At 53.5% G+C, this 22,741-nt stretch carries 22 protein-coding genes; 5 read left to right on the top strand and 17 right to left on the bottom strand.

Going from position 1 to position 22,741, the window contains the following annotated elements; translation table 11 throughout:
- Positions 1 to 156 precede the first annotated feature (156 nt).
- The 15 genes from EYB48_RS00825 to EYB48_RS00755 form a co-directional block, all read right to left on the bottom strand.
- Positions 157 to 549 (bottom strand): RidA family protein, encoded by a 393-nt coding sequence (locus EYB48_RS00825; RefSeq protein WP_162018389.1) that lies wholly within the window; start codon positions 547 to 549, stop codon positions 157 to 159.
- The gene (locus tag EYB48_RS00820) at positions 549 to 1,787 is read right to left on the bottom strand and encodes an acyl-CoA dehydrogenase family protein (RefSeq protein ID WP_162018388.1); all 1,239 of its coding nucleotides are present in this window, start codon (positions 1,785 to 1,787) and stop codon (positions 549 to 551) included. Before EYB48_RS00820 ends, EYB48_RS00825 begins: the two co-directional genes overlap by 1 nt.
- Positions 1,788 to 1,791: 4 nt before the next feature.
- Positions 1,792 to 2,646 carry an enoyl-CoA hydratase family protein gene (locus EYB48_RS00815; RefSeq protein WP_162018387.1) on the bottom strand — a complete coding sequence of 285 codons (855 nt, stop codon included), beginning with the start codon at positions 2,644 to 2,646 and terminating at the stop codon, positions 1,792 to 1,794.
- Positions 2,647 to 2,734: 88 nt separating this feature from the next.
- The gene (locus tag EYB48_RS00810; protein ID WP_162018386.1) at positions 2,735 to 3,217 is read right to left on the bottom strand and encodes a MarR family winged helix-turn-helix transcriptional regulator; all 483 of its coding nucleotides are present in this window, start codon (positions 3,215 to 3,217) and stop codon (positions 2,735 to 2,737) included.
- A gap of 136 nt (positions 3,218 to 3,353) precedes the next feature.
- Positions 3,354 to 4,157 (bottom strand): SDR family NAD(P)-dependent oxidoreductase, encoded by an 804-nt coding sequence (locus EYB48_RS00805; RefSeq protein WP_162018385.1) that lies wholly within the window; start codon positions 4,155 to 4,157, stop codon positions 3,354 to 3,356.
- Complete coding sequence (locus EYB48_RS00800) at positions 4,154 to 6,514, bottom strand: bifunctional salicylyl-CoA 5-hydroxylase/oxidoreductase (RefSeq protein WP_162018384.1); 2,361 nt, start codon at positions 6,512 to 6,514, stop codon at positions 4,154 to 4,156. The genes EYB48_RS00805 and EYB48_RS00800 overlap by 4 nt, the downstream gene beginning before the upstream one ends.
- Positions 6,515 to 6,526: 12 nt before the next feature.
- Positions 6,527 to 8,200 (bottom strand): benzoate-CoA ligase family protein, encoded by a 1,674-nt coding sequence (locus tag EYB48_RS00795; RefSeq protein ID WP_162018383.1) that lies wholly within the window; start codon positions 8,198 to 8,200, stop codon positions 6,527 to 6,529.
- 161 nt (positions 8,201 to 8,361) lie between these two features.
- Positions 8,362 to 8,739 (bottom strand): cell division protein FtsB, encoded by a 378-nt coding sequence (ftsB, locus tag EYB48_RS00790; RefSeq protein ID WP_162018382.1) that lies wholly within the window; start codon positions 8,737 to 8,739, stop codon positions 8,362 to 8,364.
- A gap of 136 nt (positions 8,740 to 8,875) precedes the next feature.
- Positions 8,876 to 10,159, bottom strand: coding sequence for a phosphopyruvate hydratase (gene eno / locus EYB48_RS00785; RefSeq protein ID WP_162018381.1), 1,284 nt, complete (start codon positions 10,157 to 10,159; stop codon positions 8,876 to 8,878).
- Between the two features lie 186 nt (positions 10,160 to 10,345).
- Complete coding sequence (gene kdsA / locus EYB48_RS00780) at positions 10,346 to 11,200, bottom strand: 3-deoxy-8-phosphooctulonate synthase (protein WP_162018380.1); 855 nt, start codon at positions 11,198 to 11,200, stop codon at positions 10,346 to 10,348.
- 10 nt (positions 11,201 to 11,210) lie between these two features.
- Positions 11,211 to 12,839 carry a CTP synthase gene (locus EYB48_RS00775; protein ID WP_162018379.1) on the bottom strand — a complete coding sequence of 543 codons (1,629 nt, stop codon included), beginning with the start codon at positions 12,837 to 12,839 and terminating at the stop codon, positions 11,211 to 11,213.
- A 235-nt stretch (positions 12,840 to 13,074) separates the two neighbouring features.
- The gene (locus EYB48_RS00770) at positions 13,075 to 14,064 is read right to left on the bottom strand and encodes a lipid A deacylase LpxR family protein (RefSeq protein WP_162018378.1); all 990 of its coding nucleotides are present in this window, start codon (positions 14,062 to 14,064) and stop codon (positions 13,075 to 13,077) included.
- 8 nt (positions 14,065 to 14,072) lie between these two features.
- Complete coding sequence (locus EYB48_RS00765; RefSeq protein WP_162018377.1) at positions 14,073 to 14,879, bottom strand: alpha/beta fold hydrolase; 807 nt, start codon at positions 14,877 to 14,879, stop codon at positions 14,073 to 14,075.
- 65 nt (positions 14,880 to 14,944) lie between these two features.
- Positions 14,945 to 17,386 (bottom strand): DNA internalization-related competence protein ComEC/Rec2, encoded by a 2,442-nt coding sequence (locus EYB48_RS00760; protein WP_162018376.1) that lies wholly within the window; start codon positions 17,384 to 17,386, stop codon positions 14,945 to 14,947.
- Positions 17,387 to 17,398: 12 nt separating this feature from the next.
- Complete coding sequence (locus EYB48_RS00755; RefSeq protein WP_162018375.1) at positions 17,399 to 18,202, bottom strand: TatD family hydrolase; 804 nt, start codon at positions 18,200 to 18,202, stop codon at positions 17,399 to 17,401.
- Between the two features lie 310 nt (positions 18,203 to 18,512).
- Here EYB48_RS00755 and EYB48_RS00750 point away from each other — a divergent pair, with 310 nt between their 5' ends.
- Together EYB48_RS00750 and EYB48_RS00745 are read left to right on the top strand one after the other, a co-directional pair.
- Entirely contained in the window at positions 18,513 to 19,271 is a 759-nt protein-coding gene (locus EYB48_RS00750) for a helix-turn-helix domain-containing protein (RefSeq protein ID WP_162018374.1), read from the top strand.
- Positions 19,272 to 19,439: 168 nt separating this feature from the next.
- Positions 19,440 to 19,730, top strand: coding sequence for a putative quinol monooxygenase (locus EYB48_RS00745; RefSeq protein WP_162018373.1), 291 nt, complete (start codon positions 19,440 to 19,442; stop codon positions 19,728 to 19,730).
- Between the two features lie 139 nt (positions 19,731 to 19,869).
- Here EYB48_RS00745 and EYB48_RS00740 read toward each other — a convergent pair whose 3' ends face one another.
- Together EYB48_RS00740 and EYB48_RS00735 are read right to left on the bottom strand one after the other, a co-directional pair.
- The gene (locus EYB48_RS00740) at positions 19,870 to 20,280 is read right to left on the bottom strand and encodes a type II toxin-antitoxin system VapC family toxin (protein ID WP_162018372.1); all 411 of its coding nucleotides are present in this window, start codon (positions 20,278 to 20,280) and stop codon (positions 19,870 to 19,872) included.
- 4 nt (positions 20,281 to 20,284) lie between these two features.
- The gene (locus EYB48_RS00735) at positions 20,285 to 20,542 is read right to left on the bottom strand and encodes a type II toxin-antitoxin system Phd/YefM family antitoxin (RefSeq protein ID WP_162018371.1); all 258 of its coding nucleotides are present in this window, start codon (positions 20,540 to 20,542) and stop codon (positions 20,285 to 20,287) included.
- 151 nt (positions 20,543 to 20,693) lie between these two features.
- Here EYB48_RS00735 and EYB48_RS00730 point away from each other — a divergent pair, with 151 nt between their 5' ends.
- From EYB48_RS00730 to EYB48_RS00720, 3 genes are all read left to right on the top strand, one after another.
- The gene (locus EYB48_RS00730) at positions 20,694 to 21,134 is read left to right on the top strand and encodes a hypothetical protein (RefSeq protein WP_162018370.1); all 441 of its coding nucleotides are present in this window, start codon (positions 20,694 to 20,696) and stop codon (positions 21,132 to 21,134) included.
- A gap of 63 nt (positions 21,135 to 21,197) precedes the next feature.
- Complete coding sequence (locus EYB48_RS00725; protein ID WP_162018369.1) at positions 21,198 to 21,578, top strand: hypothetical protein; 381 nt, start codon at positions 21,198 to 21,200, stop codon at positions 21,576 to 21,578.
- A 583-nt stretch (positions 21,579 to 22,161) separates the two neighbouring features.
- On the top strand, positions 22,162 to 22,707 hold the full coding sequence (locus EYB48_RS00720) for a DUF6988 family protein (protein WP_162018368.1): 546 nt from the start codon (positions 22,162 to 22,164) through the stop codon (positions 22,705 to 22,707).
- Positions 22,708 to 22,741: the final 34 nt, after the last annotated feature.

Genomic DNA, 22,741 nt, shown 5'->3' with positions numbered 1-22,741 from the left:
TAACACAATACCAGTTGGCTTAACACCTGGCTTATACCTGACTGATACCGATTTTCCGGAAAAGTCCATAGTATAAGCCAAGCGCGCATTTTCCCCGCCTGCTAAGTGGCGATAAGTAACGGATATCTGATGGATTTCAGCCCCAAATACCGGAATTTATTCGGGAACCACAGCGGTGACTTCGATTTCGACTTTGGCGCGGTCTTCGATTAAGGCTGCCACCTGCACCGCGGTCATGGCTGGGAAATGGCTGCCGATCAGCTCGCGATACACCACGCCAATTTCTTTATAGGCCGCCACATACTCCGCTTTGTCGACCACATACCAGGTCATGCGGACGATGTGCTCAGGGCGGGCTTTGGCCTCTGCCAGCACGGCGACGATATTGGCCAGGGTCTGCCTGACCTGTCCCGCAAAGTCATCGGTATGGAAGACACCCTGCCCATCCCAGCCTATCATTCCACTCACAAAAACCAGTCTGCCGCTGGCGGCAATGCCATTGGAATAACCGCGTGGTCTGGCCCAATCCGGTGGTTGCAGTATTTCCATTATGCCTCCTGCCTTACTTGTTGCTCCAATGCTGGCTGCGCAGCGCTGAATTCTTTCAGCATTTCGCGTGCAATGATCAGTTGCTGCACTTCGCTCGCACCTTCATAAATGCGCAGCGCGCGGATTTCGCGGTACAGGCTTTCTACCTTAACCTGACTGACCACACCCATGCCGCCAAACATCTGCACCGCCATATCGATGACCTGCTGCGCCGATTCAGTCGCGACATACTTTGCCATCGCTGCTTCTTTCGTGACTTTTTTACCCTGATCACGTTGCCAGGCGGCGCGGTAAATCAACAAGGCGGAACTGTCTATCGCCATCGCCATCTGCGCCAGTTTGGCTTGCGTGAGCTGAAAATCTGCCAGGGTCTGGCCAAACATCTTACGTGTGGTACTACGCTGCAGAGCTTCCTGCAATGCGCAGCGCGCAAAGCCCAGCGCGGCTGCAGCAACCGAGGTGCGGAATACATCCAGCGTGGCCATCGCCACTTTAAAGCCCTGCCCGGCTTCACCTATGCGCTGACTGACCGGAATGCGGCAATTCTCAAAACGGATGCGTGCCAGCGGGTGCGGCGCGATCACATCGATCTGTTCAACGACAGAAAAACCCGACGTATCGGCATCGACGATAAAGGCGCTGATGCCACGCGCTCCGGGCGCTTCACCGGTTCGTACGAACACGGTGTAAAAGTCGGCAATACCACCATTCGAGATCCAGGTTTTCTCGCCATTCAGTACATAGTCTGCGCCATCGCGCACAGCGCTGCACTGCATGGCAGCGACATCCGAGCCAGCCTCAGGCTCGGACAAGGCAAAAGCGGCGATCGAAGCACCACTGACCACACCTGGCAGGTAGCGCGCCTGTTGCTCTGCGCTGCCAAACAGGCTTATCGCACCGGAACCCAGGCCTTGCATGGCAAATGCGAAATCGGCCAGGCCTTCGTGGCGGGCCAGCGTTTCGCGTATCAGGCAAATTGCACGGGTGTCGATCACATCCTGCAGCCCACCCCATTGCCTGCCCCCGACTGCATGCCGCAACCAGCCTGCCTGCCCCAATTGACTGACCAATGCGCGGCAACTGGCACCCACCTGCGCCGGATCATGCGCAGGATGCAGCAGGTGTTGCACCGCCCAGCTATCCAGCGACTGTTGCAATTGTCCATGCCTTGCTTCAAAAAATGGCCATTCCAGATAGGCGCTGTCTTGTAACAGCGTCGTCCTGTTCGTTTGACTCATGGCGTCAATCCCCTTCGAATTCCGGTTTTTGTTTGGCGACAAAGGCGTGATAAGCGCGATGAAAATCATTCGTCATCATGCAAATCGCCTGCGCCTGCGCTTCCGCTTCTATCGCCTGATCGATACTCATATTCCATTCCTGCTGCAGCATGTTTTTTGTCATGCTGTGCGCAAACGAAGGGCCGCTGGCCAGCATTCGCGCATAGCTTTGCGCCTCAATGAGTAAGTCATCTTCCGGTACCAGGCGGTTATAAAAGCCCCAGCGTTCACCCTCTTCCGCCGTCATCACGCGGCCGCTATACAATAAATCTGCGGCCCGCCCCTGACCGATTAAACGAGGCAGGATAGAGCAGGCACCCATATCGCAACCGGCCAGTCCGACGCGGGTGAATAAAAATGCGGTCTTGCTACGGCTGGTAGAGAAACGGATATCCGAACACATCGCGAGTATCGCGCCAGCCCCGGCACAGACGCCATCTACCGCAGCAATCACAGGCTGAGGACAGGCACGGATGGCTTTGACCAGATCGCCTGTCATGCGTGTGAAAGCTAGCAAGCCCGGCATATCTAATTCTGTGAGCGGGCCGATAATTTCATGCACATCGCCGCCGGAACAAAAGTTATGCCCTGCACCCGTCAGCACCACCGCTTTCACATCATCGGCATAGGCCAAAGCGCGGAACAAATCGCGCAGTTCAGCATAGGATTCAAAGGTCAGCGGGTTCTTGCGTTCAGGCCGGTTCAGAATGATGGTTGCTACCTGATCCGCCACTTCAAAGTAGAAATGAGTGGCCTCATAATCGGCCAGCTGGCTGCGGCCTGCGGGTAAGTGATGGGGATGGCCGGGTAAATATTTCATGCTTATCCTTCTAAAAATCCAGGCTGCTGCGTTTCAACTGCAGCAGTTATGTCGCAATCTTGTTGTGATCGTATTGCGTGCTTTACGATCAGGACGGCAGTTGCTGCTTCAGGCGCGACAGCAAGGCGTAGAGCTGGGTCTTGTCTTGTGCAGGCAGACCGCCCAGTAATTCGGCGATCCATTCTTCATGCACAGCTGCCATCTTGCTAAATACCTTACGCCCAGCCGGTGTCAGACGCACACTGTAAACGCGCCTGTCGTTGGTATCGATCACACGCTGCACTAAACCTTCCTGCTCCAGCTGATCGGTAATGCCAGTCACATTGCCACCGGTGACCATCATACGACGCGACAGCTCGCCCATACGCAGACCATCGGGATAACGCTCCAGTTGCGCCATCAAATCAAAGCGCGGCAAGGTAATGCCAAATTCGGCCCGCAGCCGGCTGCGGATTTCGTTTTCTATGCGGTTACTACAGGACAGCATACGCAACCACAGACGCAGGGACTGATGATCGTCCTCTGTCAGTCGGGTTTCCATATCGGTCACTGCTTGCTGACTCTCACTCATTGATATCCTTTTACACTCATGCTCACTGATACTCACTGATGCTCACTGATGCACACTGGCCTTCACGGTCAGTCACCATACCACTGTCTCGAACAGACCGTACCAGCCTGTGCAAGTTCACGTATTTTTTCAGTAGCTACATCCATTCACCACCGGCGACGGTAATAGCCTGCCCTGTCATCGCTGAGGCAGCAGGCTCACACAACCACAGCACGCAGCGTGCGACTTCTTCGGGCTGAATCAGGCGTCGCTGCGGATTATGTTGTGCCAGACTGTCGCGCGCCTGCTCCGCGCTGCGGCCAGTTTTTTCTACGATGTTGTGTATTGCCTCATCGACGATTGCAGTATCGGTGAAGCCAGGACAAACCGCATTGACCGTAATGCCGGAACGTGCAATTTCCAATGCCACTGCACGGGTATAGCCGATCAGTCCATGCTTGGCTGCGACATAGGCACTGACATAGGGATAGGCTTTCAAGCCAGCAGTACTGGCAATGTTAACAATACGCCCCCAGCGCCTATCCATCATGCCGGGTAAGACTTGCTGAGTGCACAGAAATGCACTGCTCAGATTCACATTCAGCATTTGTTGCCACAACTGCTGATCCGTCACCAGCACCGGTGCGGAAGCCGCTTGTCCTGCATTATTGATGAGGATATCGATACCACCCTGCGCTTTTGCCGCAGCATCAAAACCGGCCGCGACCGATTCAGCACTGCAAACATCCATCTGCACGGTGTACACGGTTTCTCCGGTCTGTGCGCCGATATCGGCGGCGCATTGCTGTAAGCCCGCATCATTTCTGGCAGCGATAGTCACACGTACACCAGCCTGCACCAGGGCCAAGCTGATGGCGCGGCCTATGCCACGGCTGCCGCCAGTAATCATCGCATGTTTGCCAGCCAGACTGCCAGCTGCGGTCAGGTCAACAGGCTTCATACGATGCGTGCCTCCGGCGCTTCGACGGCGCGCTCACGTTGCAAATTGCGCTCCAGCTGGGCTTTTCCGGCCAGATACTGACGCGGCCAGGCGATGTCGCGGAATCCCATTTTGGCGGCCTCATGCAAGGTCCAGGCCGGATCTGTGAGGTGCGGACGGCCGATCGCACACAGATCCGCACGACCGGCTGCAATGATACTGTTGGCGTGATCCGCTTCTGTAATTGCACCAACCGCCATAGTAGCGATCCCGGCCTCATTGCGAATGCGGTCTGCAAATGGGGTTTGGTACATGCGGCCAAATACGGGCTTTTCTGCCTTACTGACCTGACCGGAAGAACAATCTATCAGATCGGCGCCTGCCGCTTTGAACAAACGGGCAATTTGTACCGCATCATCTGGCGTGATTCCGCCCTGCACCCAGTCATGCGCACTGATACGCACAGACAGCGGCTTTGCAGCGGGCCACACCGCGCGCATCGCAGCGAACACCTCCAGCGGGTAGCGACAGCGATTCTCCAGGCTGCCGCCATACTGGTCGCTGCGCTGATTGGTCAGCGGTGAAATAAAACTGGATAAGAAATAACCGTGTGCGCAATGTAATTCCAGCCAGTCGAATCCGGCTGCATCGGCACGCCGGGTGGCGGAAACAAAGTCGTTTAAGACCTGCTGTAACTGCGCTGCGGTAGCTGCGGTTGCGAGTGCTGAGATACCAGGGAGATACTGCTGTTCTGAAGCCGAGATCAAAGGCCAGCCACCTTCTGCCAGCGGCTGATCGATGCCTTCCCAGGCGACCCGGGTCGCGCCTTTAGCGCCGGCATGACCAAGCTGCACACCGATTTTTGCAGTGCTGCGGGTATGCACAAAATCGACCACACGCTGCCAGGCAGCGATATGCGCATCGGCATACAGCCCCGGACAAGCTGGCGTGATACGCGCATCGGCGGATACGCAAGTCATCTCTGCCATCACCAATCCGGCACCGCCCATCGCACGGCTGCCCAGATGCACCAGATGATAATCACCGACCACGCCATCCTGTGCCGAATACTGTGCCATCGGCGAGACCACGATGCGGTTAGGCAGTACCAGCTCGCACAAGCGGAACGGCGTCAGCATCGGCGGCACTGGCCGCTCAGTCTGTGGCAGAGGCAGGCCCGCTGCGGCAAAGGCTTGCTGCGCCAGATCCTGCTCAAGTCCGGCGATATAGGCCGGGTCACGCAGACGCAGGTTTTCATGCGACAGGCGCTGGCTGCGGGTCAGCATGGAATACGCAAACTGTGGCGCTTGCAGCTGCGAATAACGGCTCACGCTTTCAAACCATTCCATGGAATTACGCGCCGCACTTTGTATCTTCAGCACTTCCACCGAGCGCTTGCTTTCATACTGAGTCAAGACCGACTCCAGATCCGCATCGCCTTGTGCTGCAAAGCTCTGCGCCAGTTCTATCGCGTCTTCCAGTGCCAGTTTGGTGCCGGAACCGATAGAGAAATGCGCGGTATGAGCAGCGTCGCCCATCAGTACCAGGGGCACAGATTTTTGTGCTATCTGCAAATGATGTACCCAGCGCTGACACAAGATGCGCGGAAACTTGATCCAGTTGGCAGAGCCACGCAAATGGCGCGCATTCGACATCAGTGCATGTCCATTCAAATAGCGCGCAAAAAGCTTTTCACAAAACTGTATCGCCTGCTCCTGGCTCATTTGATCCAGCCCGGCGCGCAGCCAGACTTCTTCCGGCGTCTCCACGATAAAGGTCGACGTCTCACCATCGTATTGATAGGCATGCGCCTGGAACCAGCCGAATTCTGTCTCTTCAAACGCAAAAGTAAACGCCGGAAAACGCTGCTTAGTGCCCAGCCAGACAAAACGGCAGCGCCGGGTATCAATATCAGGCTGAAAGACTGATGCATATTTGCTGCGCAGGCGGCTGTTCAATCCATCCGCCGCGATGATCAGGTCAGCCTGATATTGCAGCGCCAGTTCATGCTCATCCTCGACGTCCTGATTAAACACCAGTTGCACACCGAGTTCTTCACAACGATGTTGCAAAATATTGAGCAAACGCTGGCGGCCTATGCCGCAAAAGCCATGGCCACCGGAGCTGACCAGCTGGCCTTTAAAATGTACATCGATATCATCCCAGTGATTAAAGGCTGCCAGTATCTGCGCGGCGGTCTTTGCATCCGCCTGCTCCAGATTACCCAGAGTCTGATCCGAAAATACCACGCCCCAGCCAAAGGTATCGTAAGGCTGATTGCGCTCTAACACTGTGATCGTCGCGTCTGGTCTTTGCTTCTTCATCAGCAGCGCAAAATACAAACCGGCCGGACCGCCACCTATACACAGAATATTCATGTTCTTATCCTTTCACTGACCTGACTGATGCGCTACAGGCGGTATCGTTATGCTGGCTTCACGCAGGCGGAAACGCTGCAATTTGCCGGTCTCGGTACGCGGCAGGCTGCTGCGAAATTCGATGGCACGCGGGTACTTGTAAGGTGCAATCGACTGTTTGACAAAATCCTGGATCGCTTTGACCATCTGCTCAGAGGCTTCCTGTCCGGCACGCAGTACGATAAAGGCTTTGACCAATTGGCCACGCTGCTCGTCGGCGATGCCGATCACCGCGCATTCAGCCACAGCCGGATGCAGCAGGATGGCATCCTCCACTTCGGGACCAGCGATGTTATATCCGGCCGAGATGATCATATCGTCGGTGCGGGCACGGTAGTAAAAATAGCCATCGCTATCCATTTCATAGGCATCGCCAGTCAGGTTCCAGCCCTGATGCACATAATTAAGCTGACGCTCATCGGCCAGATAGCGGCAACCGGTCGGCCCCTTAACCGCCAGCCGCCCCACCACACCGGGCGACACGGGCTGCCCATCGGCGTCCAGTATGCAGGCCTGATAACCAGGCACAGGCTTACCGGTCGCGCCCGGCCTGACCTCGTCGCCAGAAGCGGAGATAAAAATATGCAGCATCTCGGTCGCACCGATGCCATCGATCATGCGCAATCCTGTCGCTTCCTGCCAGGCCTGACGGGTGGAAATCGGCAGCATTTCACCAGCAGACACAGTCTCGCGCAAACAGCGCAAATCCATGTCTTTCGCCAACAGTGCCATCTGACGATAGAAAGTCGGCGCAGTAAAACAGACCGTGGCCTGGTAGCGCACTATCGCTTGCAGCAAAGTGTCCGGCGTCAGTTTTTCTGACAGCACCGTAGTCGCGCCATAACGCAAAGGGAATAACAGCAAGCCACCCAGCCCAAAGGTAAATGCCAGCGGCGGGGTACCGATAAAGATATCGCTTTCTCTGACCTTTAATACTGAGCGCGGAAAGCAATCGCAGATCGCCAGCATATCGCGATGAAAATGCATGGTGGCCTTAGGCGTGCCGGTGGTGCCTGAGGTGAAACCGATCAGGCACACATCATCGGCATAGCTGGCGAAACTGGTGAATTCTGCAGGCATAGCAGCCATGCGGCTTTCCAGGCTATGCTCGCCGCCACGGTAAAAAATCAGCTGACGCAATTCAGGATGCGCGGCCTGCGCCTCTTCCATCTCCGCTTTCAGATGAAAATCGCAAATCGCATGACTGATGCGCGCTTTATCTATCATCACACCCAGCTCTTTGGCGCGCAGCAAGGGCATGGTCGGTACGGCGACTGCACCAACTTTCAGCACCGCTAAAAAACTGGCTGCCAGCATCGCATGGTTAGTACCCCGCAATAACACGCGGTTACCCGGTATCACGCCCATGTCCTGGGTAAGCACATGCGCAATGCGATTCACCTGTGCCAGCAATTCAGCATACGTCCATTGCAGCTCTGCACTCAGGATGGCGTACTTATTGGCAAATTGCGTATCGAGCGCCTTGTCTAAAAACGCATCGACACAGTTGAATTGTTCCGGGTATTGCAGTTCAGGCAGAGCAAAACTGCGCTCAGGCCAAAGCTCAGCAGGCGGTAAATGCGCATGCGTGAATGTATCCAGATGCGCGGTCTGATGTAATGCCTGATGTGCGCTGATATCTGCCATACCCCCTCCATCATTCAAAGATGCGCCGTATAAAATATACAGCTAAATTACTTTAAACCTAAAATAAATTCAGGTAAAGCGATTTTTTCTTAATGATGAAACAGTGGGACAACAGGCGATGCGGGATCAGACACGTGGGGCGAATTAAGGAGGAAGAACAATCAGCGGTTTTTCTTAGCCGGTGTCGTGGCTGGAGTTTTAACTGGTGTCGCTGCTTTAGCCGATACAGCAGGTGCAGCCGGTGTGGTGGGTGCTGGCAAAGTACTGTTGGGATCGAGAACCTGAACAAAAATTTCATCTTTGCGTATCATACCCAACTCAAAACGCGCCCTCTCCTCAACGGAATCAGTACCGGTTTTGAGATCCATGACTTCAGATTCCAGCTTGCTGTTACGTTCTTTCAATTTGTCATTGCGGCCCTGTGCCTGGGTCAGCTGACGTTCCAGCTCCCATACACGCAACCAGCCACCTTTACCCAGCCAAAGCGGGTACTGTATGACGGCCAGCAACAACAGGAAAACGACTGCGATCAGACGCACAGCAACTCACTAACAAGGAACAGAAAAAAAGGGGAACCAGGTTCCCCCCTATGGCTATATTCAGCAGTTGTCAGAACCGGGCCGCAAATTCACGGCCACACTGACAAAGTCTGACTAACTGGCCGACTATAGCAGATTACTTCAGGTTGTAAAATGCATCACGGCCTGGATAGCTGGCAACTTCGCCCAGATCTTCTTCGATACGCAGCAACTGATTGTATTTTGCTGTACGGTCAGAACGGGACATAGAGCCAGTTTTGATCTGCAGCGCATTCATACCAACTGCGATATCAGCGATGGTGCTGTCTTCTGTCTCGCCGGAACGATGAGAAATAACAGCGGTGTAACCTGCGCGCTTCGCCATTTCTATCGCTGCGAAAGTTTCAGTCAGGGTACCGATCTGGTTGATTTTGATCAGGATAGAGTTGGCGATATCTTTTTGTATGCCTTCTTTCAGGATCTTGGTGTTGGTCACGAACAGATCATCACCGACTAACTGTACTTTTTTGCCCAGTTTTTCAGTCAGGATTTTCCAGCCATCCCAGTCACCTTCTGCCATCGCATCTTCAATCGAGATGATAGGATATTTGTCGACCCAGGTCGCCAGCAGGTTAGTGAAATCGGTGGAAGACAAAGTCAGGCCTTCACCTTCGAGGTGATATTTACCGTCTTTGTAGAATTCAGATGCTGCGCAATCCAGACCCAGAGCGATCTGTGTGCCTGGCTCGTAACCAGCGGCTTCAATCGCCTGAATGATCAGTTTGATGGCAGATTCGTGGTTATCAACGGAAGGTGCAAAACCGCCTTCGTCACCAACGGCTGTGGTCAGGCCTTTGTCGTGCAGGATTTTTTTGAGTGCGTGGAATACTTCAGCGCCGTAACGGACTGCTTCACGGAAGGATGGAGCACCCACCGGGATAATCATGAATTCCTGGATATCCAGGTTGTTATCAGCATGCGCGCCGCCGTTGATCACGTTCATCATAGGCACAGGCAATTGCATTGCGCCTGAGCCGCCGAAGTAACGGTACAGTGGCAGACCAGCTTCTTCCGCTGCTGCTTTAGCAACCGCCATAGAAACCGCCAACATCGCATTCGCGCCCAGGCGGCCTTTGTTTTCTGTGCCATCCAGATCGATCAGAGTGCGATCCAGGAAAGCCTGTTCGTTCGCATCCAGACCCATGATCGCTTCTGCGATTTCTGTATTGATGTTTTCGCAGGCTTTCAGTACGCCCTTGCCCAGATAACGGGATTTGTCGCCATCACGCAATTCAATAGCTTCACGGGAACCGGTCGATGCGCCGGAAGGAACAGCAGCACGGCCCATGACGCCGGATTCCAGTAAAACGTCACATTCCACGGTTGGGTTACCGCGTGAATCAATCACTTCACGACCGATAATGTCAACGATAGCACTCATTTATATCTCCTAAACGATCAAAATTGCGTACAAAATAAAAAGTTTTGCATCCGGGATTGCGGTCTTGAGATTCATAGCCAACCAGGCACAGGCAAGCCATCAGGAGACTAACGCAGCAGAAGCAAGACGACCATCTCACTTCTGCCGCAAGGATCAGCGACAGCAGCGAGTGTCACCAATCAATGATTAAGCAAAGCTGGATTCGAGGAATCCATTCTTCTTGACGATACGATCGAGATCCGTCAGTGTGGACAGCAATTCTTTCATGCGGTTCAGCGGCACGGCATTCGGGCCATCACACAATGCCTTGGCTGGGTCCGGATGCGTTTCCATGAACAGACCAGCCACACCGACAGCAACTGCGGCACGCGCCAGCACTGGCACAAACTGGCGCTCACCACCGGAGGAAGTACCTTGCCCGCCCGGCAACTGCACGGAATGGGTCGCATCAAACACGACCGGGCAATTGGTTTCACGCATAATCGCGAGTGAACGCATATCAGAAACCAGATTGCCATAACCAAATGAAGCACCACGCTCACAAGCCATGAAGTTATCTTCATTCAAGCCTGCTGCGCGCGCTGCAGCGCGGGCTTTAGCGATCACATTGACCATGTCATGCGGTGCCAGGAACTGGCCTTTTTTGATATTGACCGGCTTACCGGCACGACCACAGGCCTCGATAAAGTCAGTCTGACGCGACAGGAAAGCCGGCGTCTGCAGCACGTCAACCACAGCCGCAACCGGCGTGATCTCTTCAATGGAGTGGATATCCGTCAGTACCGGCACGCCGATTTCGCGTTTGACTTTGGCGAGTATTTCCAGACCCTTTTCCATCCCCAGGCCACGGAAAGAAGAACCGGAAGAACGGTTCGCCTTGTCGAAGGAGGACTTGTAAATAAAAGGAATACCGAGTTCCTTCGTCATATCGCGCAGGATTCCTGCGGTATCGAGCGCCATTTGCTCAGACTCGATCACGCAAGGACCGGCGATCAGAAAAAATGGCTGATCCAGACCGACATCATATCCACATAATTTCATGCTTGATTCCTTATGCCTTTTTATGGGCTAACGCCGCTTTTGCAAATGCGATGAACAGCGGATGTCCATCACGTGGCGTGGATTTGAACTCAGGATGGTATTGCACGCCGATGTAGAAAGGATGTACATCACGTGGCAATTCCATGATTTCGCACAGATCTTCGGAGGCAGTGCGGGAAGACACCACCAGACCGGCTGTTTCTATGCGTTCCAGGTAATGATTGTTTGCTTCGTAGCGATGACGGTGACGCTCGGTCACAACTGTGCCATAGATTTCTGCTGCCAGCGTGTCAGGCTTGATTGCGCAAGTCTGTGCGCCCAGACGCATAGTGCCGCCCAGATCAGAATTCTCGTCACGTTTTTCGACTTTACCGTCGGCGTTTTGCCATTCATCGATCAGCGCAACGACTGGCTGTTCTGTTTCAGGATCGAATTCTGTGGAATTCGCCATTTTCAGACCGGCCATATTACGTGCGTATTCGATCAGCGCCACTTGCATACCAAGGCAGATACCAAGGTAAGGCACTTTGTGTTCACGTGCAAAGCGGGCTGCCAGGATTTTACCCTCGACACCGCGCTTGCCGAAGCCGCCAGGTACCAGGATGGCATCGTATTTTTCCAGCGATTTAGTGCCGTGCGCTTCAATTTCTTCTGAATCCACGTATTCGATATTGACGCGGCTTTCGGTATGGATACCGGCATGACGCAGCGCTTCAGTCAGGGATTTGTAGGATTCAGTCAGGTCGACATACTTACCAACCATACCGATAGTGACTTCTGCCTTAGGATTTTCCAGCGCAAAAATCAGTTTATCCCACATGGTCAGATCGGCTGGCTTAGGATTGAGTCCCAGCGCGTCACACACGATTTTGTCCAGACCCTGGTCATGCAGCATCTGAGGAATTTTGTAGATGGTGTCTGCATCCCAGACTGAGATCACGCCTTCTTCAGGAATGTTCGCAAACAGGGAGATCTTAGCGCGTTCATCATCCGGAATACGGCGGTCAGCGCGGCACAGCAAAGCATCCGGGAAAATACCGATTTCACGCAGCTTCTGTACGCTGTGCTGGGTAGGCTTGGTTTTCAGCTCACCAGCCGCTGCCACGTAAGGCACCAGTGTCAGGTGCACGAAGGCTGCCGCATTGCGGCCTGCGCGCAGGCTGAGCTGACGTGCTGCTTCGAGGAAGGGCAGAGACTCGATATCACCAACGGTACCGCCGATCTCAACCAGCGCAACATCAGCACCAGCCGCACCGCGGTGGATGAATTCCTGGATTTCATTGGTGATGTGCGGAATAACCTGCACTGTCTTACCCAGATATTCGCCACGACGCTCTTTGCGGATGACGGACTCATAGATCTGACCGGTGGTGAAGTTATTCACTTTTTTCATCTTGGAACTGATGAAACGCTCATAGTGACCCAGATCCAGATCGGTCTCTGCACCGTCATCGGTAACAAATACTTCGCCATGCTGGAAAGGGCTCATGGTACCCGGGTCCACATTGATATATGGATCGAGTTTGAGCATAGTGACTTTGAGACCGCGGGATTCAAGAATAGCGGCGAGAGAGGCGGCAGCAATGCCTTTGCCTAGTGAGGAGACTACGCCCCCCGTAACGAATACGAACTTTGTCATTGCAGAAGGTGCCCGATGGCACAAGCGGGAAATTCGAATTATACATCACTCTTGTTCATGTAGACGAGTCCCGCGTAAATCCTGCCGCTTTTTTATTCACACTGCCCCTGCTTCAATCACAGGCTCAACGCCGTTGCCGCCTAGGCCAGCAAACACGGGGCAAGCGGCCAGCCTTGATGGGCAGGGCTGGCTATCAACTTGCACATTCTTGCTAATTAACAGTGGCGAAGCTGGCTTATTTAAGCGCGTAATTAAATTGCAATTTCACGAAATTCTGCGCGCCATAAGCATTGGAAATCTCCTCTATCTCATTGGCGCGACGCACCAGCGAAACCAGCACGCCTGAGCCATTTTTTTGCCAGCGATAGCCCAGCTCCAGCTCGCCACCCCAGCGCTTAGCATGCAAGGCATTCGCCTGATGCGCAAAGTAGCCGCCCTGCACGGTCGCATTGTAAGCCGTGTACTTAGGCTCTATGCGTGCAAAGCCATAGCTGGCATCCTGCGTGGGCAGCAAATTCAACTGCCCTACCCGCCACTCCAGCTGGGCTGACACATCGGTCATGATATTACCGAAGCGTCCCTTTACAGTCGGCGTCAGATCCATGCCCGACCACGGCAGCATACGGCCCGGCGCATAAGCCGCATGCAGCATCAGGCCGAACTCGTTTTTCAACTGGGTACTCCAGCCTTGCGGTTGCGGCTGTTTAATCACATGATGCAGCTGCTCTTGCGTCCATTTACCCCCGGCGCAAGGCCCCAGGCAACCGATATCCAGCCCATAGCTGATACTGCGTCCGGTCGCATAAGCGCTGGTCTTGAAAAAGCCGCCGTACAGCCAGCCAGCATAAGGATGATCCGGCACAGGAATTTGCGCAGGTTTGAGCTTGATATCAGAAGCGGTGTATAAATCCTGCCCTACGCGCCAGCCGTACTCCGTCTGGCGCAACTGATCAGCCACAGCAAAAGACTGCTGAAAATGAATGCCGCTGGTATAGAAGCGATCATCACGATTCAGCAACAGGCTGTCATTTTCTATATTTAGCTGCAGTTGCTGCTTACCAGTACGCACCACCTGCTGCATTTCCTGCCAGTCAGGTGCATCGGCCAGAACTTGCGCCTGCGCCGCCAGCGGCACCAAAATCAGCATTGGCAGTGCGGCCAGCTTGTTAATGCGGCTCAGTGTTTTATTCAGCCCGCGTTGTTCGTTTTGCTTAGCTTTACTCATAGACCTCTTCATAGACCTCTTTCTTCACTGTGCATCGCATTCAACATCGCCAGTACCGCCGCAGCGGTTTGTGCGGGCGCCTCCATAGGAATCAAATGCCCACCCTGTATCAGCTGATAATGCTTACCCATTAATTGACGGGTGTAGTAATCACCGGCCTGACGGCATTCAAACGATTCATTTCCACCCACAAAACCGACTGGCACTTGCGGCCGCTTGCGCAACAGCTTGCCCAAAGTATGCGGCAGCGTGCGGTAAATCGCGGTTTCAATGTTGCGATCAAAACTCAGCGTCACGCCTTGTTCGCACGGCATGGTACCGGCACGCACATAATCCCACAATACCTCCGTCGGCCAGATCGCAAAAATCTCTTTGGCAGCGTAATGCTGATATGCGGCCTCCTGATCTGGCCAAAGATGGCGCCGGTTTTCAGAGGCCGCAGCCGGTGAAAACTTTTTATCGATGCCCAGCCACTTACTGACCCGCAGCAGCATAGCGCGCCAGCCCGCCACTACTGGCGAATCGATCACCACTACTGCTTTGACCAGATCCGGTCGCTGCTGCGCTGTCATCAGCGACAGCAAGCCACCCAGCGAATGGCCGACTAAAATCACTGGCTGCCGATAGCGGCTTTCCAGCGTATCGATTAATTCCCGTACCAGATGCGGCCAGCCATCGGTAACCGGGTAATTCGCCTGATGACCGATTTTCTCTGTCACTTGTACCTCATAGTCCTGCCGCAAGTGATCGAGAAAAGCACGGTAGCTGCCAGATGGGAAGCCATTGCCGTGTACGAAATGAATAATTGTTTGCATGTCCCCTGCCTCATCTTCCTGTTTGTACGCGCGTACCTGTAGGCTGACTGTGTTTATTTTTGTGCCTATTGCCCATACCAGTAACGCGCGTGTTGTTTTCTATATTCGGAAATATGCAATGATGCTTCAAAATCAAGCTGAATAGCACCTGCCTCATCGGTTCTTAGATGGTTTATTCCAAATGCCCGATAGCGCTCCAGTACAACTGGTTTGGGATGGTGGTAGCGATTCAGATAGCCGGACTGGATTACGATCAGTTCAGGATGTACCGCTTGCAGAAAAGCCGCCGTCGACGACGTAGCGCTGCCGTGGTGCGGCGCCAGCAAAACGGTCGCAGGCAATTTCTCAGGCAGCATATGCAGCATCTCGTCTTCCTGTATCGCTTCTGCATCGCCCGGCAATAGCACAGACAGCTGAGGCGTCGAGATTTTCAGGGTACAGCTGCGCGCATTGGGCTTCCATTTTTCACTCGCATAACTGGCCGCAGTCGGCTGCAGCATCTCAAATGTGACACCATCCCATTGCCAGGACTGGCCCGCAACGCAGGCGCTGTGTGGCCGCGCAGACTGACGTAGCGCATGCTGCTCTGGCAGCGAACTGATTACCTCATCTACCGTCATTTGCGCCAGTATGCTGGCAGCACCGCCTGAGTGATCGGTGTCCTGATGTGAAATCAGCATACGATCGAGTTTGCGTATGCCCTGAGCCCGTAAAAATGGCAAAATCACGCGGCTGCCCGCATCGCTATCGGGGCCATAAGCCGGGCCAGTGTCATACAACAGCGTATGCTGCCGGGTCTGTATCAGCACTGCCGTACCCTGCCCGACATCAAGTGCGGTAGCGCGAAAGGCTGCCTCGCCGATTGCGGATGGACGTGGCATCAGCACAGGCAGCAAGCAAACCAGCCCCAACCAGCGCATCGGCAACGCACGTGGCCCCAGCAGCCACAATACCCCGAGCATCGCCAGCAAAAACATCGGCAAGGATGGTTGTGGCGCAGTCCAAATCACCCAGCCCGGCGCACTGAGCCAGGCCAGCAACTCCGCCATCAATGCAATACCGGCGTGCGCCAGACTCAGCAGCCAGCCACAGAAAGGCTCGGGCAGGAAGACACCAATCAAGACCAGCGGGGTAATCAGAAAACTCACCAGCGGTATCGCAAACGCATTCGCAAGCGGGCTGATCAGCGAAATCTGTGCAAACAGCAGCATGGTCAGCGGCAACAAGCCTAGCGTGATGCCATACTGGGTGCGCAGCGCAGCATGCCAGTTGCGACGCAGACGCGCCCGCCAGTCACTGTCTGCATCGAGGCTGCCAATAGCTTCGTCTCTGGCCACATACAAAATCACTGCAACCGCTACAAAGGACAGCCAGAATCCCGGCCACATCAACGCCCAGGGATCGATGATCAGCACCACACACAGCGCCAGCGCGAGCACAGCAGAAAACTGATTAAAACGCCCGGTCCAAATTGCTACTGCAACCGTGAGCAGCATGTACATCGTCCTTTGCGCAGGCACACCAAATCCTGCCAGCGCCACATACAGCACGGCGACCACAGCAGCCGTCGCCGCCATCACTTTTTGCACCGGCAGTATTAGCGGTAAAGGCCGCGCATGAAAAATAAAGAATGAACGCCGCCACAAGGCCCCCATCAGCGCTGCAAAAAAACCGGCCAGCATGGTGATGTGCAAACCAGAAATGCTGATCAGATGACCGATACCGGAACGCTGAAAAATATTCCATTCAGTTTGACGGATTTCGCGCTGATCACCGATCACCAGCGCCACCACCACTGCCGCATAGGGCTTGCCCGGCAAGGCCGCATGGATGCGCTCGCGCAGCCAGCCACGGCAACGGTCTACCGCATACAACACACCAGGCACAAAGTCCTGTAGCGGCTGAATTGCCGCTGACTGTGCGGTTTGTATCGTGCCAGTAGCACGCACGCCCTGCTCCAGCATCCATAATTCCGCGTCAAAACCGCCAGGATTCTGATTGCCATGCGGTCGTTTCAGACGTACCGGCAAGCGCCAGCGCTGACCTGCTTTGAGACTTTGCGTTGCGCCTGCTTTGGCTGGCCAGAACAAACTGATACGGGAGGGAAGCCGGTCTTGGCCTGGCAGTGGGGCTTGCGCTGCGCTTGTTTGCGCAGGTTTGAATTCGCTCAGCGTTTCAACGTCGAGTTGAAAGCTGCTGCCATTCACATTCACACCGGGCAGACTGGCCACCACGCCAGTCACCATTAAATCGCGCCCTTCCAAGACCTCTGGCAAAGCGGTTTGCAAAGCCAGCTCTGCGCGCCAGTCAGCCCAGGCTATCCCAATCAGCGCAGCAGCCAGCAATGCAGCCGCTCTGCGCAGGTAAGGCAAATGCAGCTTGAACACGCACAGCAATAAGCCACCCGCGACAACAAGCATAGTGATCAGGGTCGTCGATGTCAGCAAACTGGCTTGCTGTTGCAGCCATAAGATACCCAGCGTCAGTGCGATAGCAAAGCTGCGCATGACGCTATTACCTCAATTGAGTAAAAGTCGCGGCAACACCTCGCGCGCATTGTGTGAACTGGCCGCTGCGATGTCGGCGACATCCATGGCGCGCAACTCCGCCAGCACTGCGCCTATCGCCGGTATCTGATCGGGCCGGTTATAGCCTTCCCTGATCCAGCTAGGCGGTATATCGGGCGCATCGGTTTCCAGCACCAGCGCATCGAGCGGCAATTCCGCTGCCAGTCGCCGGATTTGCAAAGCACGGGTGAAGGTCATCGCGCCGCCAAATCCCAGCTTACACCCCAGATCCAGAAAATGCCCGGCTTGCTGCACACTGCCATTGAAGGCATGCGCTATCCCACCCCGAACCCGGATGCGCCGCAAATGCTTAAGCACTTTGTCTTGTGAACGCCGGACATGCAACAAGACCGGCAAATCAAAATCCCTGGCGATTTTTAACTGCTCGGTATAAAAAAATTCCTGCTTTTCCAGCAAAGGACTTTGGGTCAGCGCAGGCACAAAATAATCCAGCCCTATCTCACCGACCGCAACCAGCTGATGCGCGTGTTCACTGCTCAGCACCTGCTCTATACGCTGACGCAAAATCTGCAAATGACTTTCATCTGAAGTCGGCACATACATGGGATGGATGCCCAGCGCATACACGCAGGCCGCATGCTGCTGCGCCAATTGCTGCACCTGATTAAACAAGTTCAGATGCACCGCTGGCACCACAATCTGACTCACCCCTGCCGCCACCGCCTGCTGCGCGAGCCGCAGCGAAGTCCCGCCAAACTCGCTCGCATCGAGATGACAATGCGTATCTATCCACATACCTGTTCACTTTACAAATTAGCTACTAATGCACCGATTATGCGGGAATTCTGCGAACTGCGCCAAGCGGAAGTTAGCGTGGCGGCGGCTCACCTCACCGGATTCGCACAAGCTTGCCGCAAACCATAAAAAATACTCGCGACCTCAGCCGCTCCAACTTGCAAAAGCACACGAAATAATGAAACCATATGTAAGTAAGCGACTGAAATGGTTTCCAAAGTAGCTGAAACCGCTACCATGGCACAACTCCATCAAAATCAACAGGCTCGTTCAGCGAGCGGACCGAACACACACAGAGGCGAGGCAAACCATGAATGAAATCCGGCAAATCATGCGCACCATCAAAAGCCAGCTCAAGCTGCAGGGCAAAACCTATCGGGATGTGGCGGAAGCGCTGGCGCTGTCAGAAGCCAGTGTGAAGCGCATACTGCGCGAAGAGAATGCCGTAAATCTGAGTCTGGAACGCATACTGCAAATTGCGCATTTTCTGGGCTTGACCTTGATGGAACTGACGCAGGAAGCCAATCATCAGGGCAACCGTCTGCCCACGCTGAATCAGAATCAGGAAAAAGAACTGGTCGCTGATAAACGCCTGTTGCTGATCGCGGTCTGCGCCATCAATCACTGGAGTATGGAAGAGATGATGCAGGTCTATCGCTATACCGAGCCGGAATGCCTGCATTACCTGCTCAAGCTCGATAAGCTGGGGTTGATCACACTCTTACCCGGCAACCGCATCCGCCTCAACATCACACGCGATTTCGAATGGCTGCCAGCTGGCCCGATACGCCAGTATTTTCAACAGTCTGGCTTACATGATTTCTTGGATTCTCACTTCCACGACGATGAGCAAACGCTGAGCTTCAGCCATGGCATGCTGACCGACGCCGCCATCAGCAAGCTGCATAACGAACTGCGCCAGCTCAAGCGTAAATTCGCCGACCTGCATCAGGAAAGTCTGGCCGCCCCGCTCAAAAAACGGCGTGGCGTTGGCCTGCTGCTGGCCAGCCGTGAATGGGAACCTGCGGAATTTACCGGTTTCAGAAGACTGCCAGGCAAGGCAAAATGAGCCGCGCGCATCGCTGAGCAATGCTGGACAGTGGAAAACCATGCCAGGAATAATCAGGCATGTTCTTGATAGAAATGCTACATTTACACCCGGCATTTGCCTTTTGCTGATTTGCTGAGGCTGATCTGTTTAGCCTTAACCCTGTTCATACCCATCTGAAAGTCCAGCATGAAAAAAGTAGCGCTCGTTGTCTCCATCTCTTATCAGGAAGAATCCAAAATGGCATTTTTACAAGTACTCAGCGACCATCAGCAACGCAGTCTGCAAACAGAAAAAGGCACGCTGCAATTTGAATTACTGCAGCCTGATGAACTCAGCAATACCATCATGATCTTTGAGTTATACGCCAATCAGGAAGCCTATGAATGGCATGAACAAGGTGCCAGTCTGGCTCTGTTCAAGGAACAAGCCGGTGCAATGATTACTGCACTCTCGGTGCAGCAGTGCTCGGTCATGTAATTTAAAACTACCCGGTCGGCGCGGCTTGTTTAGGCAGGCGTCGGCCGCGCGACAGTTAATCAGTATCCGGCTAACCGGCAACTGCAATTCAAACCCATTCGGGCTTTATTCAAGCAATAATCAAGCATTAATCAATGCTTCAATCAGCTTTTACAAAGGGATTGAACACCTCAACGCCGAGCGCATGAAAATCAGCGACATTTCTCGTCACCACGATCAAACCATTAACTTTGGCGGTTGCCGCTATCATGGCATCTTCATATAGGGTGTCGGATTTTCTGTGCATCAGCCTGGCCCATGCCCGAAAAACCGCTGCATCCATAGGCAACACGTTATACGCGACTGCCACCTGCTCTAACCAAGCTTCAATTTCCGCAGCCTTAATCTTATCCTGCTCCCGGGTCATTTCTATGCCTGCCTGAATTTCACCCAAAGTCACTGCAGATAAAAATAACTGAGCTTCATCTATCGATTCCAGCCAGGACACAACCGCTGCATGTGGCCGCTGCTTACGCAATTCAGAAACTACGTTTGTATCTAATAAAAACATAGACTCAGCCTTTCAGGTCCACACTACGCCGCCTGGCCTTTCCACGCGCAGGCACGTTCAACTCCCCACGTGCTGCATCGGACAACAACAACTGTTTCAAAGATGGACGGGCCGCAGTTTGCAATCGACGCCACTCCTCCACTGACACCAACACCGCAGCCTCTGCTCCGCGCTTAGTCACTATTTGAGGACCTTCAGCGAGACAGCACTCCAACAACTCACTAAACCTCGCCTTTGCATCTTGTACCGGCCATGTATGCATGATTTACCCCAACTAACTAGTTATCTGACTAGTCTGTCAAAAATTCAATGTCGTGTCAAACCACGGGCAAATATTGATTCAATTAAATATCAAAATGAACACGACTATGCTAAAGTCAAAGAATTAATTTATAACAACATCCACACGTAACATGAATACCCAACAACTGCTTGCCGCCCCTGATTCTGTCCGTAACTGCGCTGCCATCGTGTTTGCCGCTATTGTGAGCTCCGGCCTCACCAAGCCTATTGTATTTGCCGTCACATCGGGATATTTCTGGCTGCACAACACCCCTGGCGTACCAGCCACAGCATCGGATGTAAGCACATTCGCGTTCACACTCACACTGATAGGTGCCCACCTGTTAAGCCTGATAGGTCCGTTAGCTGGCGGCGGCTGGGTAGTCAAACTCAGTGCATCAGGGCTGACGCGTAACACCCTGCTGGCCAGCCTGTTCGCAGCTGGTTTATGCGCCTGGGTGCAACGCCTGCCCCATGATCTGTCTGTCCCGCTATGGTCTTCCATCGCTGCCCTGGTCTTACCATTGTTTGCCTTACCGCTCGGTGTCTGGCTTTACAAACGCGATCATTGAGATTCGTCAGGCAATACCCGGCATCCGGATTCGCCATACTTCGCACTCACTCAAGGACATATCATGCAAGCCCTGCTGACATTATTCATCGCCGCTTCAGGCGCTATCTCTGCCGCAGAAACCCCTCCTGTGTGCCAACTCTCTTCGTTGACGCCGCCTGCAATCGTCTTGTCCGAAGCAGCCGAAGCCCCCGACCTCTCCACCACAGACAGCAAAGCGCTCCGCAGCATATCGCTGCGTGAACCCGTAGGTACCACCGACCAGTTTCTGTACGCCGCACTGATCGATCGCAATGCGCAGCAAGCCTGGATCTACCAATACGGCGGCTTTTCCGGCACCTACAAGTGGTACGGCCCGTACAAGGTTGATGTCACCCACTTCGAAAACTGCCCGCGAGCCAAAGCCTATATGCCGTTGAACGTGGTGGTGCAAACAAAGTCATGATTCAGCGACTTTTTATATTATGTTTCGCTCTGCTAGTTCAGGCATGTGCATCGCCGTCGTACAGACAATCGGCATTTCCTACCCCTGACTTGGCAAGCTCAGCAACTGAGGTATGCACCTATCAGAGCGAACATTTCACCTTTGATGGATTGAAGCAGGAAGCTGCCTACTATTGCACACCATTCTTACGTCCTGCGACAAACAACGTTAATGCACTAACGATTAATTCCGCTAACGTAGTCAACTCTTCCGGCTGCACATTCGTAGCAAGCTATACAAAAAAAGATGGCTCATTGGTTGGCCCATATATGCGCTGTAAGTCCTATCAAGAGGCCTCAGGATACAAAGCCATCACAACAACTTCGTTACCGGCTCCCTGTGTAACTTCCTATTGCGGACCGGTGAACGTGAAAGGCTACTACCGAAAAGATGGAACTTACGTACGTCCACATACGAGGAAGAGATAACTCCAACATGCCATCGAACCCAATTCATTTGGAAACTTAAAGTTGATCGTGCTAGATGCAATATATTTAAATTCATCTGTACCAGGTGCCAGCCACAAGCCATAAATTAAGAGTCTATGAAAATTAAAATTCAACTTTTAGAAGCCATCGAAGAAGCAAACGAAATCGCAAGCAAACTTCAAGAAAAGAAGCTGAAAAATGACTTGCGTTCCAAACTGGCAGCAGCCTGCTTTGCAGTATCACAACAACATTACAACTCTATCCTGTTATTACTATCACGGAACCCACCACTGCAGGCCACAGCCTTCGCGCTATTTCGCCCGCATGTTGAGTCCTGCATTCGTGGCTTGTGGCTGTCTCATGTAGCAAGTGACGCAGAAGTTGATAAGTATCTTAGCTCGGGAACCAAGCTGGATATGGCTAGTATGTTGAGGAAGTTAGATTCCGCCCTTGGTCTAAGTTCACACCAATCCATTTACAAAAATTGGTCAGCGTTGTCTGCCTATACGCACACGGGTGAATTACAAGTTCAACGTTGGCTTAAGACAAATGACATTGAACCAAGCTACACTGAGTCAGAAGTATCTGAACTCATTAAGGTGTCAGGGCTTATCGCAGGATTAGCGTATAGAGCGGTATTGGCAATTTCATTAGAGCCGTAAAATCACCCCGTAAAATCGGCGCAAGTACAATCAA

The sequence above is a fragment of the Cognatundibacterium crateris genome, from assembly GCF_010078235.1.
GTDB lineage: Bacteria > Pseudomonadota > Gammaproteobacteria > Burkholderiales > Burkholderiaceae_D > Undibacterium > Undibacterium crateris.
The sequence above is the reverse complement of the archived record's forward strand: the minus strand, read 5'-3'. Positions and strand labels throughout refer to the sequence as shown.

Coding starts and splice junctions, on each gene's coding strand:
- EYB48_RS00825 (WP_162018389.1), bottom strand. CDS start 549: ATGGAAATACTGCAACCACCGGATTGGGCCAGACCACGCGGTTATTCC.
- EYB48_RS00820 (WP_162018388.1), bottom strand. CDS start 1,787: ATGAGTCAAACGAACAGGACGACGCTGTTACAAGACAGCGCCTATCTG.
- EYB48_RS00815 (WP_162018387.1), bottom strand. CDS start 2,646: ATGAAATATTTACCCGGCCATCCCCATCACTTACCCGCAGGCCGCAGC.
- EYB48_RS00810 (WP_162018386.1), bottom strand. CDS start 3,217: ATGAGTGAGAGTCAGCAAGCAGTGACCGATATGGAAACCCGACTGACA.
- EYB48_RS00805 (WP_162018385.1), bottom strand. CDS start 4,157: ATGAAGCCTGTTGACCTGACCGCAGCTGGCAGTCTGGCTGGCAAACAT.
- EYB48_RS00800 (WP_162018384.1), bottom strand. CDS start 6,514: ATGAATATTCTGTGTATAGGTGGCGGTCCGGCCGGTTTGTATTTTGCG.
- EYB48_RS00795 (WP_162018383.1), bottom strand. CDS start 8,200: ATGGCAGATATCAGCGCACATCAGGCATTACATCAGACCGCGCATCTG.
- eno (WP_162018381.1), bottom strand. CDS start 10,159: ATGAGTGCTATCGTTGACATTATCGGTCGTGAAGTGATTGATTCACGC.
- kdsA (WP_162018380.1), bottom strand. CDS start 11,200: ATGAAATTATGTGGATATGATGTCGGTCTGGATCAGCCATTTTTTCTG.
- EYB48_RS00775 (WP_162018379.1), bottom strand. CDS start 12,839: ATGACAAAGTTCGTATTCGTTACGGGGGGCGTAGTCTCCTCACTAGGC.
- EYB48_RS00770 (WP_162018378.1), bottom strand. CDS start 14,064: ATGAGTAAAGCTAAGCAAAACGAACAACGCGGGCTGAATAAAACACTG.
- EYB48_RS00765 (WP_162018377.1), bottom strand. CDS start 14,879: ATGCAAACAATTATTCATTTCGTACACGGCAATGGCTTCCCATCTGGC.
- EYB48_RS00760 (WP_162018376.1), bottom strand. CDS start 17,386: ATGCGCAGCTTTGCTATCGCACTGACGCTGGGTATCTTATGGCTGCAA.
- EYB48_RS00755 (WP_162018375.1), bottom strand. CDS start 18,202: ATGTGGATAGATACGCATTGTCATCTCGATGCGAGCGAGTTTGGCGGG.
- EYB48_RS00750 (WP_162018374.1), top strand. CDS start 18,513: ATGAATGAAATCCGGCAAATCATGCGCACCATCAAAAGCCAGCTCAAG.
- EYB48_RS00745 (WP_162018373.1), top strand. CDS start 19,440: ATGAAAAAAGTAGCGCTCGTTGTCTCCATCTCTTATCAGGAAGAATCC.
- EYB48_RS00740 (WP_162018372.1), bottom strand. CDS start 20,280: ATGTTTTTATTAGATACAAACGTAGTTTCTGAATTGCGTAAGCAGCGG.
- EYB48_RS00735 (WP_162018371.1), bottom strand. CDS start 20,542: ATGCATACATGGCCGGTACAAGATGCAAAGGCGAGGTTTAGTGAGTTG.
- EYB48_RS00730 (WP_162018370.1), top strand. CDS start 20,694: ATGAATACCCAACAACTGCTTGCCGCCCCTGATTCTGTCCGTAACTGC.
- EYB48_RS00725 (WP_162018369.1), top strand. CDS start 21,198: ATGCAAGCCCTGCTGACATTATTCATCGCCGCTTCAGGCGCTATCTCT.
- EYB48_RS00720 (WP_162018368.1), top strand. CDS start 22,162: ATGAAAATTAAAATTCAACTTTTAGAAGCCATCGAAGAAGCAAACGAA.